This window comes from Pseudomonas sp. KBW05, from assembly GCF_003852405.1.
Taxonomy (GTDB): Bacteria; Pseudomonadota; Gammaproteobacteria; order Pseudomonadales; family Pseudomonadaceae; genus Aquipseudomonas.
On sequence record NZ_QAJM01000026.1, the window covers coordinates 37,491 to 53,812 of the forward strand.

At 60.6% G+C, this 16,322-nt stretch carries 15 protein-coding genes; 9 read left to right on the forward strand and 6 right to left on the reverse strand.

The window, feature by feature from the left end; translation table 11 throughout:
- Nucleotides 1–6: 6 nt before the first annotated feature.
- Nucleotides 7–1,158 (forward strand): macrolide transporter subunit MacA, encoded by a 1,152-nt coding sequence (macA, locus tag DBR46_RS23705; protein WP_124528168.1) that lies wholly within the window; start codon nt 7–9, stop codon nt 1,156–1,158.
- A 3-nt stretch (nt 1,159–1,161) separates the two neighbouring features.
- Nucleotides 1,162–3,114: a MacB family efflux pump subunit gene (locus DBR46_RS23710; protein WP_124528169.1), complete on the forward strand. Its 1,953-nt coding sequence runs from the start codon at nt 1,162–1,164 to the stop codon at nt 3,112–3,114.
- 159 nt (nt 3,115–3,273) lie between these two features.
- On the opposite strand, the gene DBR46_RS23715 is transcribed toward DBR46_RS23710, so the two are convergent.
- Nucleotides 3,274–3,945 (reverse strand): LuxR C-terminal-related transcriptional regulator, encoded by a 672-nt coding sequence (locus DBR46_RS23715; RefSeq protein WP_124528170.1) that lies wholly within the window; start codon nt 3,943–3,945, stop codon nt 3,274–3,276.
- A 224-nt stretch (nt 3,946–4,169) separates the two neighbouring features.
- Nucleotides 4,170–5,414: a methionine gamma-lyase gene (locus tag DBR46_RS23720; protein WP_124528171.1), complete on the reverse strand. Its 1,245-nt coding sequence runs from the start codon at nt 5,412–5,414 to the stop codon at nt 4,170–4,172.
- 123 nt (nt 5,415–5,537) lie between these two features.
- On the opposite strand from DBR46_RS23720, the gene DBR46_RS23725 reads away from it, so the two are divergent.
- Entirely contained in the window at nt 5,538–6,008 is a 471-nt protein-coding gene (locus DBR46_RS23725) for an Lrp/AsnC family transcriptional regulator (protein WP_017739424.1), read from the forward strand.
- A 27-nt stretch (nt 6,009–6,035) separates the two neighbouring features.
- Here the strand turns inward: DBR46_RS23725 and DBR46_RS23730 are convergent, their stop codons facing one another.
- Entirely contained in the window at nt 6,036–6,767 is a 732-nt protein-coding gene (locus DBR46_RS23730; protein WP_124528172.1) for a M12 family metallopeptidase, read from the reverse strand.
- 174 nt (nt 6,768–6,941) lie between these two features.
- On the opposite strand from DBR46_RS23730, the gene DBR46_RS23735 reads away from it, so the two are divergent.
- From DBR46_RS23735 to DBR46_RS23750, 4 genes are read left to right on the forward strand one after another with little or no spacing between them, the layout of a single operon-like run.
- Complete coding sequence (locus tag DBR46_RS23735; protein ID WP_124528173.1) at nt 6,942–7,979, forward strand: isopenicillin N synthase family oxygenase; 1,038 nt, start codon at nt 6,942–6,944, stop codon at nt 7,977–7,979.
- A 14-nt stretch (nt 7,980–7,993) separates the two neighbouring features.
- Nucleotides 7,994–8,788, forward strand: coding sequence for a MetQ/NlpA family ABC transporter substrate-binding protein (locus DBR46_RS23740; protein ID WP_124528174.1), 795 nt, complete (start codon nt 7,994–7,996; stop codon nt 8,786–8,788).
- On the forward strand, nt 8,785–9,531 hold the full coding sequence (locus DBR46_RS23745; protein ID WP_124528175.1) for a methionine ABC transporter ATP-binding protein: 747 nt from the start codon (nt 8,785–8,787) through the stop codon (nt 9,529–9,531). The genes DBR46_RS23740 and DBR46_RS23745 overlap by 4 nt, the downstream gene beginning before the upstream one ends.
- Nucleotides 9,528–10,193 (forward strand): methionine ABC transporter permease, encoded by a 666-nt coding sequence (locus DBR46_RS23750; RefSeq protein ID WP_124528176.1) that lies wholly within the window; start codon nt 9,528–9,530, stop codon nt 10,191–10,193. Before DBR46_RS23745 ends, DBR46_RS23750 begins: the two co-directional genes overlap by 4 nt.
- On the opposite strand, the gene DBR46_RS23755 is transcribed toward DBR46_RS23750, so the two are convergent.
- Nucleotides 10,099–11,595, reverse strand: coding sequence for a PLP-dependent aminotransferase family protein (locus DBR46_RS23755; protein ID WP_124528177.1), 1,497 nt, complete (start codon nt 11,593–11,595; stop codon nt 10,099–10,101). The genes DBR46_RS23750 and DBR46_RS23755 overlap by 95 nt on opposite strands.
- Nucleotides 11,596–11,719: 124 nt before the next feature.
- Between DBR46_RS23755 and DBR46_RS23760 the strand changes: the two genes are divergently transcribed.
- Together DBR46_RS23760 and DBR46_RS23765 are read left to right on the forward strand one after the other, a co-directional pair.
- Entirely contained in the window at nt 11,720–12,352 is a 633-nt protein-coding gene (locus DBR46_RS23760) for a LysE family translocator (protein ID WP_124528178.1), read from the forward strand.
- 82 nt (nt 12,353–12,434) lie between these two features.
- On the forward strand, nt 12,435–13,493 hold the full coding sequence (locus tag DBR46_RS23765; protein WP_124528179.1) for a diguanylate cyclase: 1,059 nt from the start codon (nt 12,435–12,437) through the stop codon (nt 13,491–13,493).
- 40 nt (nt 13,494–13,533) lie between these two features.
- Here the strand turns inward: DBR46_RS23765 and DBR46_RS23770 are convergent, their stop codons facing one another.
- Complete coding sequence (locus DBR46_RS23770) at nt 13,534–13,875, reverse strand: hypothetical protein (RefSeq protein ID WP_124528180.1); 342 nt, start codon at nt 13,873–13,875, stop codon at nt 13,534–13,536.
- Nucleotides 13,876–13,877: 2 nt separating this feature from the next.
- A partial coding sequence (locus DBR46_RS23775) for an RHS repeat-associated core domain-containing protein (protein ID WP_148090400.1) occupies nt 13,878–16,322 on the reverse strand: 2,445 nt, incomplete at its 5' end.

Here is a 16,322-nt window from a genome sequence, read left to right on the forward strand (position 1 = left end):
TCATTTATGCACACTTCAAAATTTCGCAAAGCGGGTCTGTTCAGCGTGTTGGCCATTGCCATTGGCCTGATTGTCTACACCGTGCAAGCCCCCGCCGAGGGGCCGCAATACCTCACCGCCACGGCCGAGCGCGGTGATATCGAAAACGCCGTGTTGGCCACCGGCTTGCTGGAGGGCATCAAGCAGGTCGATGTCGGCGCCCAGGTGTCCGGGCAGTTGAAGTCGCTCAAGGTCAAGGTCGGCGACAAGGTGAAGCAGGGCCAGTGGCTGGCGGAAATCGATCCGCAGATTCTGCAGAACACCCTGCGCAAGGCCCAGGTCGATGAAGAAAACCTCCAGGCCCAGCGCCGCGCCACGGCGGCGCAGCTCAAGCAGGCGCGGGCGGTGTATGAGCGCTACAAGGGCTTGCAGGATGACGAGTCGGTGTCGCGCCAGGATTTCGAGAGTGCCGAGTCGACGTTCCAGGTGCAGCAGGCCAACTTGTTGTCCCTGGATGCGCAGATCAAGAGCGCGCATATCCAGATCGACACTGCCAAGATCAACCTGGCCTACACCCGTATCGTCGCGCCCATCGATGGCGACGTGGTGGGTATTGTTACCCAGGAAGGCCAGACGGTGATCGCCAGCCAACTGGCGCCGGTGCTGCTGAAACTGGCAGACCTGGACACCATGACCGTCAAGGCCCAGGTCTCGGAGGCGGATGTGATCCATATCAGCCCTGGCCAGAAGGTGTATTTCACCATCCTGGGCGAGGCCGACAAGCGCTACTACGCCACGTTGCGCGGCACGGAGCCGGCACCGCAGAACTTCCTCGAAACCCAGGCTGCCGGCACGCCCAAGCAGAACACGGCGGTGTTCTACAACGCGCTGTTCGACGTGCCCAACCCCGACCATCGCCTGCGCATTGCCATGACTGCCCAGGTGCGCATCGTGCTCGCCACCGCCCAGGCCGCATTGATCGTACCGGTGGCCGCGCTCGGTGCGCGTAACAACGACGGCCGCTATGCTGTGCGGGTGCTGGACGCCAAAGGTCGGGCGCAGTCCCGCGAGGTGAAGACCGGTATCAACAATAACGTCAAGGTGCAGATCCTCGACGGCCTGACCGAGGGCGACACCGTGGTGATCGGCGACGCCACGCCCGCCGTGGCGGGGAACTGACGGATGAGCCAGCCACTGTTGGAACTCAAGGGCATCACCCGCAGTTTCATGGCCGGCGAGCGTGAATTCATTGCGCTCAAGGGCATCGACCTGACGATCGAGGCCGGTGAAATGCTGGCGATCATCGGCGCATCGGGTTCGGGTAAATCCACCCTGATGAATATCCTCGGCGGCCTGGATTACGCCACGGCCGGCAGCTACAAGATCAATGGCATCGAGACCCGTTCATTGGGCGACGAGCAGTTGGCCGAACTGCGCCGCGACTACTTCGGGTTCATCTTTCAGCGTTACCACCTGCTGACGCACCTGAGTGCGTTGCACAACGTGGAAATGCCGGCGATCTACGCGGGTACGCCGCAAACCCAACGCCACAGCCGCGCGCGGGAGTTGCTCGCGCGCCTGGGCCTGGCTGGCCACGTTAGCCATCGCCCCAGCCAGCTCTCTGGCGGGCAGCAACAGCGGGTGAGTATCGCCCGCGCGTTGATGAACGGCGGTGAAGTGATCCTCGCCGACGAACCCACCGGCGCCCTCGACACGGCGAGTGGCAAGGAGGTCATGCAGATCCTCGCCGAGCTGCACGCGGCCGGGCACACGGTGATTATCGTCACCCATGATCCCAAGGTGGCGGCCAATGCCCAGCGCATCGTCGAGGTCAGTGATGGGGAGATCGTCAGTGACACGCGCAATACCGGACTGGAGCTGCCCAGCGATGCACCGATTGAGCCCAAGCGCAGCGGCGCGCGACGCCTGGTGGCGAGCCTGGGGTTGTTCAAGGAAGCGTTCAACATGGCCTGGGTCGCGCTGGTGTCCCACCGCATGCGCACCTTGCTGACCATGCTGGGGATTGTCATCGGCATCACCTCGGTGGTGTCGATCTCGGCCATCGGCGAAGGCGCCAAGCGCTATGTGCTCAAGGACATCCAGGCGATTGGCAGCAACACCATCGATATCTTTCCCGGCAGCAGTTTCGGCGACAGCCGCGCGTCGGCCATCGAGACGTTGCTGCCCTCGGACGTGGACGCGCTGAACCAGCTGTATTACGTGGACAGCGCCACGCCGGTGGTGGGCCGCCACCTGTTGCTGCGTTTTGGCAATATCGACCTGGATGCGCAGGTCAATGGCGTCAGCGACCGTTACTTCAAGGTCAAGGGCCTGAAGCTTGAAGCCGGCATCGCCTTCAGCGAAAGCGATGCGCGGCGCCAGGCGCAGGTGGTGGTGATCGACCACAACACCCGCCAGCGCCTGTTTGGTGCAAACGTTGACCCGTTGGGCCAGGTGATCCTGGTGGGCAACCTGCCGTGCACTGTGATTGGTGTGACCGCCGACAACAAGAACATGTTTGCCGCAAGCAAAGCGTTGAACGTGTGGGTGCCGTATGAAACGGCGGCGGGGCGGTTGCTCGGGCAGCGCCATCTGGACAGCATCACCGTGCGCATCAAGGACGGCCAGCCGAGCAAGGTGGTGGAAGACAACGTCAACCAGTTGATGCTGCAACGCCACGGCACCAAGGACTTCTTCACCAACAACCTCGACAGCATCATGCAGACGGTGCAGAAAACCAGCCGCTCGCTGGCGTTGCTGCTGTCGTTGATCGCGGTGATTTCCTTGCTGGTGGGCGGCATCGGGGTGATGAACATCATGTTGGTGTCGGTGACGGAGCGCACCCGCGAGATCGGCATTCGCATGGCAGTGGGGGCGCGGCAGTCGGATATTCGGCAGCAGTTCCTGGTGGAGGCGGTGATGGTGTGTTTGATCGGCGGGATCATCGGGATCGCGCTGTCGTATGCGTTGGGTGGGTTGTTTTCGCTGTTTGTGAAGGAGTGGGAAATGGTGTTTTCCCTGGGCTCGGTGGTGACGGCGTTTGCCTGTTCGACATTGATCGGGATTGTGTTTGGGTTTGTGCCGGCGCGGAATGCGGCGCGGCTGGACCCGATTGAGGCGTTGGCGCGGGATTGAGCCGGACGAGATTTTCTGAACAATGAAAGTCAAAAATGTGGGAGCGGGCTTGCTCGCGAAGGCGGCGTGTCAGTCACCGAAAATAGCGACTGATGTACCGCTTTCGCGAGCAAGCCCGCTCCCACACAAGCCCGCTCTCACATTTAGAGATGGGTTGGCTTAGAGGTCTCGGGTGTCTTCTGTTGCATACATCCACCGCAACAACGAATGCCGCCCGCTGATCCCCAGCTTGATCGACGCGCGCTTGAGGTAGCTTTCAATGGTGTTGACCTTCAACGCCAACTGCTCCGCCAGCTCCGGCGCAGTGCGCCCCGCCAGCAGGCCGACGCACACTTCCAGCTCACGCCTGGACAAGGTCAGCCCCGATTGCACCAGGCGTTCTTCGATGCGTCGGCGCAGGGTTTCGATGCCCTGGTTCTGTGCCATTACCGAATCGTTGTCGAGCCGGCACGGTTGGATCGCGGCGATGTGTTTTTCCACCATGGGCAGCAGCAGTGTGGAGAAGTCCTGCAACATGCTGCGTTCCTGGGGCGAGAAATTTTCCGAAGGGTGTGAGCGGTACACCGAGAGCACGTAGCGCACATCGTCCTTGTGGCGCGTGAGGTGCAGTTGGGCGGCGGGTTGCTCTTCACCCATGGCCGCCACTGAGTCGGTGTAGACCGGGCTGATCGCGCGGCGGGTGTGCCCTTCGGAACTGACCCGCAGCTGGGTGATATGGGTGGCGTCCACGGCCAGTTGAGTGAGGATCAGGTCATGCAGCATACGTGGGAAATGGCGACTGCCGGTGCTGGCGATGACGTTGCCTATATGTGGGAACAGATGTGAGTTCATCTACTTCGTCCATGAGTTTCGAGTGCAGGTATTCAGCCATGACGCGACGGGAATCAACTAGTGCGAATACCCCACGATGAGAGCGCTTCCCGCCGAGACGTATGCTAGTACAGCGGGGCGGCGGGAAGGGGATCCAATCCGGATTAATCTAGATTAAAACTGCATAACGGTAGTCGGAGCGATCCGACCACCGATGTAGGAAAGAATAACGTCGGGTCTATGGTCTATTTCAACGCGTGCTCGACCCTGGCGGCGTGGCGCGGTGCTGTGCGCGTGCTTTTGGCCAGCGCCTGGTGCACATCCGCCAACAGGTCGGCGACATCCTCCAGGCCGACCGACAACCGCACCAGGCCTTCGCTGATGCCGTGGTGCGCGCGCTGCTCCGGGGTGTAGGTGGAATGGGTCATGCTGGCCGGGTGCTGGGCCAGTGACTCGGCATCCCCGAGGCTGACGGCGCGGGTGAACAGTTGCAGCGCGTTCATGAAGCGGCGCCCGCCGTCGATGCCACCCTTGAGTTCGAACGCGATCATGCCACCGGGCATTTTCATCTGGCGCTGTGCCAATTCGTATTGTGGGAAAGATCGTAGCCCGGGGTAGGTCACCCACTGCACGGCCGGGTGGGCCTGCAAGGCTTCGGCCACGGCCTGGGCGTTGGCGCAATGGCGGTCCATGCGCAGGGCCAGGGTCTTCAGGCCGCGCATCAGCAAGGACGCATCCTGCGGCGACATCACCGCGCCGGTCAGGTCCTTGAGCCCTTGCAGGCGGATGCGTTGCGCCAGGGCGTGGCTGCTCACGGCAATGCCGGCGGTGATATCGCCGTGCCCGCTGAGGTACTTGGTGGCCGAATGCACCACCACATCGGCGCCCAGTTCCAGCGGACGTTGCAGGTACGGCGTGCAGTAGGTGTTGTCGACCACCACGGTGATATTCGGCTGTGCATGGGCCAGGGCGGCCACGGCGGCGATATCCACCAGTTGCAGGGTGGGGTTGGCCGGGGTTTCGCAGTAGATCATGCGGGTGGCGGGGTTGAGGGCCGCGCGCAGCGCGTCCAGGTCGGTCAGGTCAACGTGGCGCACCTTGATGCCGAACTCGCCGATGCCATGGTGCAGCAGGGCGAAGGTGCAGCCGTAAAGCGTCTGGCTGACGATCACCTCATCACCGGGGCGCAGCAAGGTCCAGAACGTCGCGGCAATCGCGCCCATGCCGGAGCTGAACGCGACGGCGGCTTCGCCGTTTTCCAGGGTGGCCATGCGCGATTCCAGCAGGGCGAGGGTCGGGTTGGAAATACGCGTGTAGAAGTGCCCGTTTTCCTCACCGGCAAAGCAGGCGGCACCGTATTCGGCGGTAGGAAAGGCGAAGGTGGCGGATAGGTAAATAGGCGGCACGAGGGCGCCATGGTGGTCCTGAGGGTCGTAGCCGTGGTGGATGGCGCGGGTGGAAAAGCCGAATGCATTGTGTTTATTGTTCATGTCGGACGCTCCTTATTTCCTACAATGCTATGCTCATAACCACAGATGAACGTTGCAAAGTTTGCTGACATTTCCCACACCAGTGAACGAAAAGCCCATAAAAATAATGATTAGAGGCACGTTATGCCCGTAAGCCTGGACCGTACCGACAAAGCCCTTTTAAACGCGCTGCAAGGCAATGCCCGCCTGACGGTGGCCGAGTTGGCCGACCGCGTCTCCCTGACCACCTCGCCGTGCTGGCGGCGGGTGCGCAACCTGGAGGAGAGCGGGGTGATCAGCGGCTACCAGGCGATCCTGTCGCCCAAGGCGCTGGGGTATGGGGTGACCGCGTTTGTGAACATCATGATGGAGAGCCACACCCAGGAAATCGCCCGCGCGTTTGAACAGCGCTTGTTGGAGATCCCGGAGATTGTGGCGTGCCATAACGTGTCGGGGCGCTATGACTTTTTGCTGGAAGTGGTGGCCAAGGATTTGGAGTCCTTTGGCGAGTTTGCGCGGGAGGTGTTGCAAACGCTTCCGTGCGTCAAAGAGATTTATTCAAGTTTTTCGTATAAGTCGGTAAGGCCGTTGCGGGTGATTCCGTTGCCGGGATAACGCCGTACCGACGCCTTATTCAAGCGGTTACCGAGAGGTATCAGCCTCCTTGAATTTCTTTGGGGTGTAGAGTTGTCGAATGATTTTTTTATCGCCCTCGGAGAGCTCGGTCTTTGGCGGGTACTCTTTCTTGTCTTCGGTGGTGTCGGCGTCGAACTCATAATGCATGATCGAATGTTCATCGTAGTCAGTGACTAGCCGATTCTCCGCCGGCCACTGCCAGACAATATGGTTTTCGATATCGTCGTCTGCAACCCCCGCATTTCTGAATGATTCATACAGGCTTTTCTCGTCGAATTTGATCGTGCGGTCTGGATGTTGATGTTCGTGCTCCAAGCCCAGAGCATGGCCAAATTCGTGCAAGGCGATGTTATGGGCCAGCGTTAAGTCGTCCTGCCTTTTCAAATGCAGAGTGGGTTGGTCTTTGGGTACGAGCTTCGCATCCGTGCCAATGACAGACCAGTCGCCTTTTGTCTGCTCGTCGCCGGAAATTCTGATGTCTCCCTGTTTGCCCGAGACAATGTTGAACTTGAGGGCGGGTGTATGTTTTTCCCACTCCCGTATTGCACTGGTTACGACAGCCCTGCTCCAGATATCGTCGATATCTATCGCAACGGTGAGCACGCCATCAGGCCAGCGCTTGCTGGATTCTGCGATCCCTCTCTTCGAACGTCCTGCCCGCTCGGACTGAGTGCCTTCGTCGGCTGAGGGTGACGGCGCGAAGTAAGGTTGAGGTGGGGTGCTGTTTATCGTGCTCATCATGATCGCTCGTTGGGCTTGGTACCTCGTAGTGGTGGTTTGTACGGTTTGGTTCCTTGGCCTGTGGGCCGTACCTACCCGACTAAGCTAATGCTAAAAAGGTATTTATTACGATTTTTTAAGATCATTTAGATTGGTCGCTCCAACCCAAGACGTTCATGGAGTGAGCCGCCGATGTCGCAGCTTCAGTCAATCACCACCTTGCCGCTGCTGGACTTGTCACAGCTCGACGCCGGCCCCCAGCAACGCCAGCAGTTCCTCGACGAGCTGCGTTCTGCCGCGCGGCATATCGGTTTTTTCTACCTCACCGGCCACGGCATCGACCCGGCGCTGCTCGCCCAGGTGCAGCAGCAGGCGCGGGCATTTTTTGCCTTGCCCGAAGCCGACAAACTCGCTGTGGGCATGATCCATTCGCCACATTTTCGCGGTTATAACCGCGCCGCCTCGGAGATCACCCGCGGCCAGCCAGACCTGCGCGAACAGTTCGATGTGGGCGCCGAGCGCGAGCCGCTGGATGTGCAACAACACCCCGCCGCCTGGGCCCGCCTGCAAGGCCCCAACCTGTGGCCGCAGACGTTGCCCGACCTCAAGCCGTTGGTGCTCGCCTGGCAGCAGGCGATGACGCAAATGGCCCTGCGCCTGTTGCGCGCGTTTGCCCAGGCCTTGTCCCTGCCGGAAAACGCCTTCGATGCGCTGTACGGCAGCAAACCCAACGAACATATCAAGTTGATCCGCTACCCCGGCCGCCATGCGCAGCAAAGTCGCCAAGGCGTCGGCGCGCATAAGGACTCCGGTTTCTTGAGCTTCCTGCTGCAAGACCAGCAAGCCGGCTTGCAGGTGGAAGTGGAAGAGGGCCGCTGGATCGATGCGTCGCCGCGTCCTGACACGCTGGTGGTGAATATCGGCGAATTGCTGGAGCTGGCCAGCAACGGTTACCTGCGTGCCACCGTGCACCGTGTGGTCTCGCCACCGGTGGGCAGTGAACGCTTGTCCCTGGCGTTTTTCCTCGGCGCGCAGTTGGACGCGGTGGTGCCGGTGTACCAGCTCGCCCCCGAGCTGCTGCGTGACGCCCACGGCCCCGAGAGCGACCCGCGCAACCCGCTGCTGCGCGACGTTGGCTGGAATTACCTGAAAGGCCGCCTGCGTTCGCACCCCGATGTCGCCCAACGTTTCTACGCCGACGCCACACTTCCCCAAGCACTGTCCGCCTGATCTGGAGCTCACCCATGTTGAAGAAATCCGCCCTTACCCTGGCAGTGTTGCTGGCCTCATTTCACGTGTCGGCCGCCGATGCCTTGCGCGTCGCTGCCGACCCGATTCCCCACGCGCAGATCCTCGAATACGTGCAGAAACTCGACCCGAGCCTGAAGCTGAAAATCATCGAGATCCCCAGCGGCGTGAACTCCAACGAGTTGCTGGCCCATGGTGATGTGGACGCCAATTACTTCCAGCACCTGCCGTACCTCAATTCCCAGGAGCAAGCGCTGGGGCAGAAATTCACCGTGGCCGCCACCGTACACATTGAGCCGCTGGGCATTTATTCGCGCCGCCACAAAAGCTTCGACCAGGTGCCGGACAAAGGCACCGTCGCCGTGCCGAACAACGTCACCAACCTGAGCCGCGCCCTGTACCTGTTGCAAGCCAATGGCTTGATCAAGCTCAAGCCGGGTTTCAATGATGCGGCCAAGGACCAGGCCACGCCCAAGGACATCGCCGAAAACCCCAAGCACTTGAAGATCCTTGAAATCGAATCGCCACAGATCCCCCGCGCCCTGGATGATGTGGACCTGGCGGTGATCAACGGCAACTTCGCCCTGGAAGCAGGCCTGGAGCCGGCCAAGGATGCGTTGGGCCTGGAAGCGGCGAAGGGCAATCCCTACGCGAATATCCTGGTGACCACGCCGAAACTGGCGCAAGACCCGCGCATCGAGCAATTGGCCAAGGACCTGCGCTCGCCGCAGGTGGCCAAGTTCATTACCGAGAAGTATGCCGGCTCGGTGATCCCGGTGGCGGTCGAATGATCGTCGTCGAGGGCGTCAGCAAAACCTATGCCGACGGCCAGCCGCCGGCGTTGGATAACGTCTCGCTGCATATCGCCGAAGGCTCGATCTTTGGCATCGTCGGGCGCAGTGGCGCGGGCAAAAGCACTTTGCTGCGCTGCCTCAATTTGCTGGAACGGCCGAGCAGCGGGCGCATCCTGCTGGACGGACGGGACCTCACGCAACTCACCGGCAAGGCCCTGCGCGAGCAACGCCAGCGTATCGGCATGATCTTCCAGGGCTTCAACCTGCTGCATTCGCGCAACGTGGCGGATAACGTCGCGGTGCCGCTGGAGATCGGCAACGTGCCCAAGGCCGAGCGCGCGGCGCGGGTCGCCGAGTTGTTGGCGTTGGTGGGGTTGAGTGACAAGGCCCAGGCGTTTCCTTCGCAGCTGTCGGGCGGGCAGAAACAACGTGTAGGCATCGCCCGTGCGCTGGCGGCGCGGCCGGCGTATTTGCTGTCGGACGAAGCCACCAGTGCGCTAGACCCGGAAACCACGGCGTCAATCCTGGAGCTGTTGCGCGACATCAATCGCAAGCTGGGGGTGACCATTGTGCTGATTACCCACGAGCTGGAAGTGGTCAAGGCGATTTGCGACAGCGCGGTGTCCCTGGCCGATGGCCGCGTGGTGGAAAGCGGCACGTTGGTGCAACTGCAAGCCGATCCGGCGTCGCGCCTGGGTCGTTCGCTTGCCCCCAGCCTGCAAGTGGTGAGGGCGGTATGAAGACCGATTGGAACGACATTCTGCAACTGCTGCTCAACGCCACCGGCGAAACCCTGTACATGGTGCTGTTGGCCGGTTTGTTTACCTTATTGATCGGCTTGCCGCTGGGCGTGTTGCTGTTTATCAGCCGACGCGGGGGGTTGTTGCCATTGCCACGCCTGAACCGTGGGCTGGGTGCTGTGATCAACCTCGGGCGCTCGCTGCCGTTTGTGGTGATGCTGATCGCGTTGATCCCGCTGACGCGCCTGATCGTCGGCACCACCCTGGGCAGCACCGCCGCCGTGGTGCCGATCACCATTGGCGCGTTTCCATTTTTTGCGCGCATCGTCGAAACCGCGCTGGACGAAGTGGACAAGGGCCGCATCGAAGCCATCGTGGCCATGGGCGGCGATATCCGCCATGTGATCCTCAAGGTGTTGCTGCCCGAAGCTCTGCCGGCGCTGGTGGCCGGGGTGACGTTGACCCTGGTGATGCTGATCGGCTTTTCGTCGATGGCCGGGGTGATTGGCGGCGGTGGGCTGGGCGACCTGGCGATTCGCTACGGCTACCAGCGCTTCAACAACGAGATCATGGTGGTGACGGTGGTTGTGCTGGTGTTGCTGGTGCAGGGCGTGCAGAGCCTGGGGGATCGTTGCGTGCGCTCGCTGGCCCATCGCCGCTAGCGCGGTGCTTGCGCAGCAGCGCTTCGAACACCTGGTGCACCTGTGGCGCATCACTGTGGGCCACATTGAAGCGCATCGCCTCCGGCAGCGCCGGGTCGTAGCCAAACAGCGTGCCCGGCGCCAGTACCATGCCTTGCTTCAAGGCGTCCTGGGCCAATAGCTCGCCGTTCACCCCCGGCGGCAGGTGCGCCCAGATAAACATCCCGCCTTCATAACCCATCGGCAACACGCAACCGCAACGCTTGAGCCATTGCTCGACGCGCCCGCCGGCCTCCATCAAGCGCTGCTGCATGCGCTTGCGATGCTTGGCGTAACTGCCTTCGCTGAGCATGCGGTACACCACCTGTTCAAACAGCTCCGAGGTGATGCCGCCGCTCATCAGCTTCATGTTGGTCAGGTTGGCGGCCAGTTGCGGCGCGGCCACCACGTAGCTGACGCGGGTGTTGGCGCTGAGGATCTTGGAGAAACCCGACAGGTACGTCACCTGGTCCAGGCCGGCGAGGGCGGCCAGGCGCGGTGGCGGGTTGGGGTGCAGGTCGCCGTAGAGGTCATCCTCGATAATGTGGCACTGGTACTGGCGCGTCAGTTGCAACAGCCGGAACGCCTGGCCGGGGCTGAACGAATGCCCGGTCGGGTTGTGCAGCACGCCTGTGGTGAGGTACAGGCTGGGGCGATGTTCGGCCAGCAGCTGTTCGAGGGCGACAAAGTCGAAACGGTCGGGGCGCCGCTCGATGGTAAGCACTTTGACTCCGTGCAGGGCGAGGTTGGCGTGGAAGTTGAAGTAGCACGGCGCATCGAGCAGCACCGTGTCGCCGGGGCGCGCGAGCAGGCGCATCAGCATGTCCAGGCCCTGCACGGTGTTGGGGGTGGTGATGATTTGCTCCACTGGCACCGACAAGCCTTCGCCGTGCAACTTTTGCTGCAAGGCCTGCCGCAGCGGCAACAGCCCAGCCGGCGTGCCCAGCCCGGCGATGCGCAATGACGGCGCGCGCACCACACTGCGCAGGGTTTGGCGGATGGCGTCGCTGTCCAGCCAGTCTTCCGGCAAGTGCCCGCCACCGGGGCGCAGGTCGCCGTAGACGGTGGCGAGGGGGCGGCGCAGTACGCTGAGCAGGTCCTGGGGCAACAGCTCGACCCAGGCCGATGACGCCGGGCGAGCGCTGTCCACCGCGACGAAATAGCCACGACCCTGGCTGGAGGTGAGCAGGTTGCGCCCGCGCAGGCGGTCGAGGGCTTCATTGAGGGTGAACTTGCTCACGCCCAAGGTCTGGCCCAGTTCCCGTACCGACGGCAACTTGCTGCCCGGCGCCCACTCGCCATTCTCAATGGCTTGGCTGAACGCCTCGACGATCTGTTGCACCTTGGGTATGCCTGGCACAAAGGCGATGGCGGAGACGAACATGGGGCTTCCTTATCTTTGCCGGTGATTTTACCGGTGAAGTTCGGGCGGATTAGGCCGTACTTTACCTGCCTTGCGCAAGGCCGCTTGCCTAGACTGCGAGCCTTCTCCTTCAAGGTCCACGGCCATGACCAGCGCATTGACGCTCTCTTCGTTTCTCTATTTCCTGCTGTTTTGCGCGACCCTGACCTTCAGCCCCGGCCCCATGACCATGCTGCTGTTGAGCCTGGGCTTGAAGGACGGCCTGCGCCGATCGATCCCCGCACAGATCGGCGCCAGTGTGTCGTACCTGATTTCCATCCTGATCTTTGCCGTGGGTTTTTCAGAGTTGATCAAGGGCAATGTCGCGATTACCCAGGGTATCCAACTGGTCGGCGTGGCCTACATCCTTTACCTGGCGTACAAGCAGTGGACCAGCAGCGGCGTGCCACTCGACAAGGCCGGCGCCGTGGAGGGCGCGCGCAGCCTGTTCGGCAAGGGCTTGCTGACGGGGTTTTCCAACCCCAAGGCGATCATCATGTTCAGCGCCGTGTTCCCACAGTTTGCCGGGGGAGGGGAGCACAACTCGGCGTCGGACATCGCCATCCTTGGCCTGACCTTCCTGGTGCTGCAGTTTGCCAGCGGCTGCCTGTACTGCTATTTCGGCCAACGCATCAAGCACGTCCTGGAAAACCCCGCGCGGCGCGTACTGCTGCAACGGGTCACCGCGGTGTTGCTGTTGGGGGTTGCCTTGATGCTGGCGCGGGGCTTTTCCCACTGAGGGCCTTCAGCTTATGAGCGGTAGTGGCGATTTGCCGTTGCCCTGATAGACTCCGAGCATCACCTCAGGATCGCACCCCACCATGGCAGCCGTCGGAGGAAAGGGACTTCCGCTTGCTTCGCGCTTGTACAAATCCCGCACCCTGGGGCTGACACTCGGCTTTGTGTGCGTGGCGTTTGCGATGTACCCGCTGAATCCGCACCCTTGGGTGTGGGCGCTGATGCTGACCAACGCCTTCATTTGGCCGCACGTGGCCTTCCTGATCTCGCGACGCTCCGAACACGCACTGCGCAGCGAGCGGCGCAATTTGCTGATCGACTCCTTTTGCGGCGGCTTCTGGGTCGGCGCCATGCACTTCAACCCGCTGCCCGGTGTGACCACCCTGTCGATGATGACCATGAACAACGTGGCCATCGGCGGGCTGCGTTTCATGCTCGCCGGCTGGCTCGCCCAAGGCCTCGGTATCGGCACCGCGCTATTGGTGTTTGCCCCAGCGTTTATCGGCGTGACCACTCAGGCGCAGCTTTACGCCTGCTTGCCAATCCTGATGTTGTACCCCCTGGCCCTTGGCTGGATCTGCTACCGCCAGGCCGTCACCCTGGCCTCGCATAAACGCGAACTGCTGGCCCTGAGCCGCACCGACAGCCTGTCCGGCCTGCTCAACCACGGCGCGTGGAAAGACCAACTGGAACTCGAATTCCAACGCTGCCGCCGCGGCCAGACCGGCGCCGCCATTGCACTGATCGACATCGACCACTTCAAGACCATCAACGACACCTACGGCCACGTTACCGGCGACATCGTCCTGCGCCGGCTGAGCAAAGTCCTACGCCAGAACCTGCGCGCCACCGACCTGGCCGGGCGCTACGGGGGGGATGAGTTCTGCGTGATCCTGCCCGATATGCCCCTCAATCGCGCCACTGAAGTGATGGACGCGTTGCGGGATCGCTTCAATGCGCTGGCGTATGCGCAGGACCCGACGTTGCGCGCGAGCTTGAGCATTGGGTTGGCGCCTTACCAACTGGGGCATGTGGATTCCACCAGTTGGTTGAATGATGCGGATTTGGCGTTGTATGAGGCGAAGAGTGGAGGGAGGAATCGGGTGAGTTCGGTGCAGGATAGTTGGTTGAGGTCGGTGTAGGGACCTGCTTGCTAGAAGCGAATATAGAGCTCTCTAACGGTTACGTGCTGTAGCTTTTTAGGCAATTGAGTAGCACTTTCATAAATTCCCTTTTGTTGTTTATTTCTTGTTCGAAATATGTGTCGAGTAAATAAAATACGGACTCAAAGTTTTCGTCCGTAGACAGATAGTGTTGGAGGGTGTCTATGAACCACTCTTGCTCATCTTTTCGGTATGAGAGAAATTCTGGCTTGGTTAACGTATCAAAAAGTTCTGAAAGCTCAGTTTTGTTGTTGATGTCTTTCGAGACTATTATTTCTTCTCGCTCTCGATCCTCGGTGTTTTCTATGCTGTAGGTAAATAGCAGGCCTTTGAGTATTTCTAGGTTTGGACCCTTTTTCATTTTCAGAACTCCGTATACGCAGTGATTGGCTTTCCGTCTTGATTTAAATGTACGGTCGCTTTAGTTTGCTTTCCATATTCTAACCCATCTCTTTTATATCCTTCACCGACGACTTTTCCCATGTTCATCGGTTTCTGAATTTCTGCTCGACCATTCAGTTTGAAAATTAAAATAGCGCGATCAATTGTGTTTAATTGGTCTCGGTGGCTGAGGAAGTGTGTAGCGGCACTGGGAAGCCTTGGTTGTCCCGCTCTCCTTCCTCTATCGAAGATCTCAATTTCCCCAGTAGTGGGGTTTTTAGCTGTCTGTACTCGTTCAAGTTGTGATTCTAACGACGTTTGGGCACCGTGCTTTTCTACGAAGTGTGCTCCAGGGATTGATGCCTCAAGTTCCAATAAACGTCGATGAGCGTTTGATTCTGCGAGCTCATCAATTTTCGCCTGTCGCTCCGCACGTGACAGCTGAGGAGTCGTAGGTTCGCCGTGATTAACGCTTTCCGCAGAGGGGCGAACGGTTGTACTCGGTTTGCAACCGTCGCCACTAGGACAAGTGTTCAACCCTAACGGATCAACCCACCCGGTAGGATTAGGCACATACCTATACCCATTGATCCCCCCCGCCAACTTCACCGGGTCCGGCGTCAGGTAGCGACCAATATCGGGATTGTAGTAGCGATGCCGGTTGTAGTGCAGCCCGCTCTCTGCGTCGAAGTACTGGCCCTGGAAACGCATTGGGTTGTCGATTGTTCCGACGTCTAGGCGGGTGATTTCGCCGTAGGCGCGGTAGTGGGCGGACCAGACGATTTCGCCGTTGGGGGTTGTCAGTTCCTGGGGTGTGCCGAGGTGGTCCAGTTGGTAGTGGTAGGGCCGGGTGGCTTTTGGGCCGAAGCCTTCCAGCAGGGCCAGTGGGCGGAAGCTGTTGGGTTCGTAGAGGTAGCTGCGATGGCGATCCGCATGGTGTTCGGCGATCAGCTTGTCGCCTTGCCAGAAGAACTCGGTCGTCAGGTCGTCAACGGTTTTGCTGATGCGCCGGCCAAACGGGTCGTAGCGGTAGCTGGCGGTTTGTCCGTTCGGTGTTGTAACGGCGATCAGCCGATGCTGGCAGTCGTAGCGGTATTCGGTGACGAGTTGGTGGCCTTTGCCGCGTCGCTCGCGGATCAGGTTGCCGAACGCGTCATAGTCGTAGTGCCGATCCCCCTGGATCATCAACCGATTGCCCGCGACGATGTCTGGGCCGGGGCGGTTTTGCATGAGCAGGTTGCCCGCTGGGTCGTGGGCGAAGTGCTCTTGGTTGGAGCGAACTAGGCGATTTAGCGGGTCGTAGCTGTAGTGCTGTTCGCCTTTGCGGGTGTCGAGAATTCGGCTTAGGTTGCCGGTTTTGTCGTAGTCGTATTGGCGACGGTACAGGTGGTTTTGCTGTTGGGTGACGGTGTGGGCGTGCAGGCGCTGCTGGTCGTCGTAGTGGTAGTGGCTGAGCAGTTGGCCTTGTTGGCGCTGATGCTCCTGGCCGGCTTTGAACAGGTGGGAGGTGAGGGTTTCACCGTTCAGTTCGACCGTGGCGAGGTGACCGCCTTTGCCATGGTTGAAGGTGATGCGGTTGTTGTCGGGCAGGCGCAGGTGCTGCAGTTGGCCGCAGGCGTCGTAGCCGTAGCGCAAGGTGCCCCAGCCTTGGTGTTCGGCGGTGAGGCGGTTTTGTCGGTCGTATTCGTAGGCTAACGACCAGTGGCCGTCTTCGACACCCAGGAGGTTGCCTTGGCGGTCGTAGGTGTAATCCACAACTCCGCCATCGGGCAGGGTTTTTCGTACGAGGCGGCCGGCGAAGTCGCGCTCGTAGCGGGTGACGAGCTGACTGCCGTCATCGCCGTATTCGGTTTTTTCCTGCAGGTTGCCGTTGAGGTCGTAGAGGTAGGCCGTGCGCTGGCCGTCGAAGCCGGTTTCCTGCTGGATCAGGCCGTTGGGGTGGTACTGCAACCCATAGATTTCGCCGACTTCGTTTTCGATCTCGGTCAGCAGTAATCGCACGTTGTCGTAGCGGTATTTGACCTGGGTGCCGTCAGCGTTAATCCGCCGACTGATCAGGTGTAGGCCATCGGCGTATTCATAGCGGGTGACGTGGCCCAACTCATCGCATTCAGCGGTGATTTTTCCGTAAGCGTTATAGCTGTATTCCCGCGTGGCACCGCCTGGCAAAACCACACGAATCAACCGACCCACGCTGTCCCACTGGTACTGGGTCAGCGCTCCGTGCTCATCCTCTCGCGCAACTTGCCGGCCAACATCGTCATGGCGATAACGCCTGACGCCGCCATCGGGCAACTGTTCCTCAACCAACTGCCCACGTTCATTCCACACCAGCCGATGGCAGCTGTGATCGGGATACCAAACCCCTGTCAGTTGCCCGTATTGGTTGTAGCTGTAGTCCGTCACATTGCCGTCTGGATCAGTCCT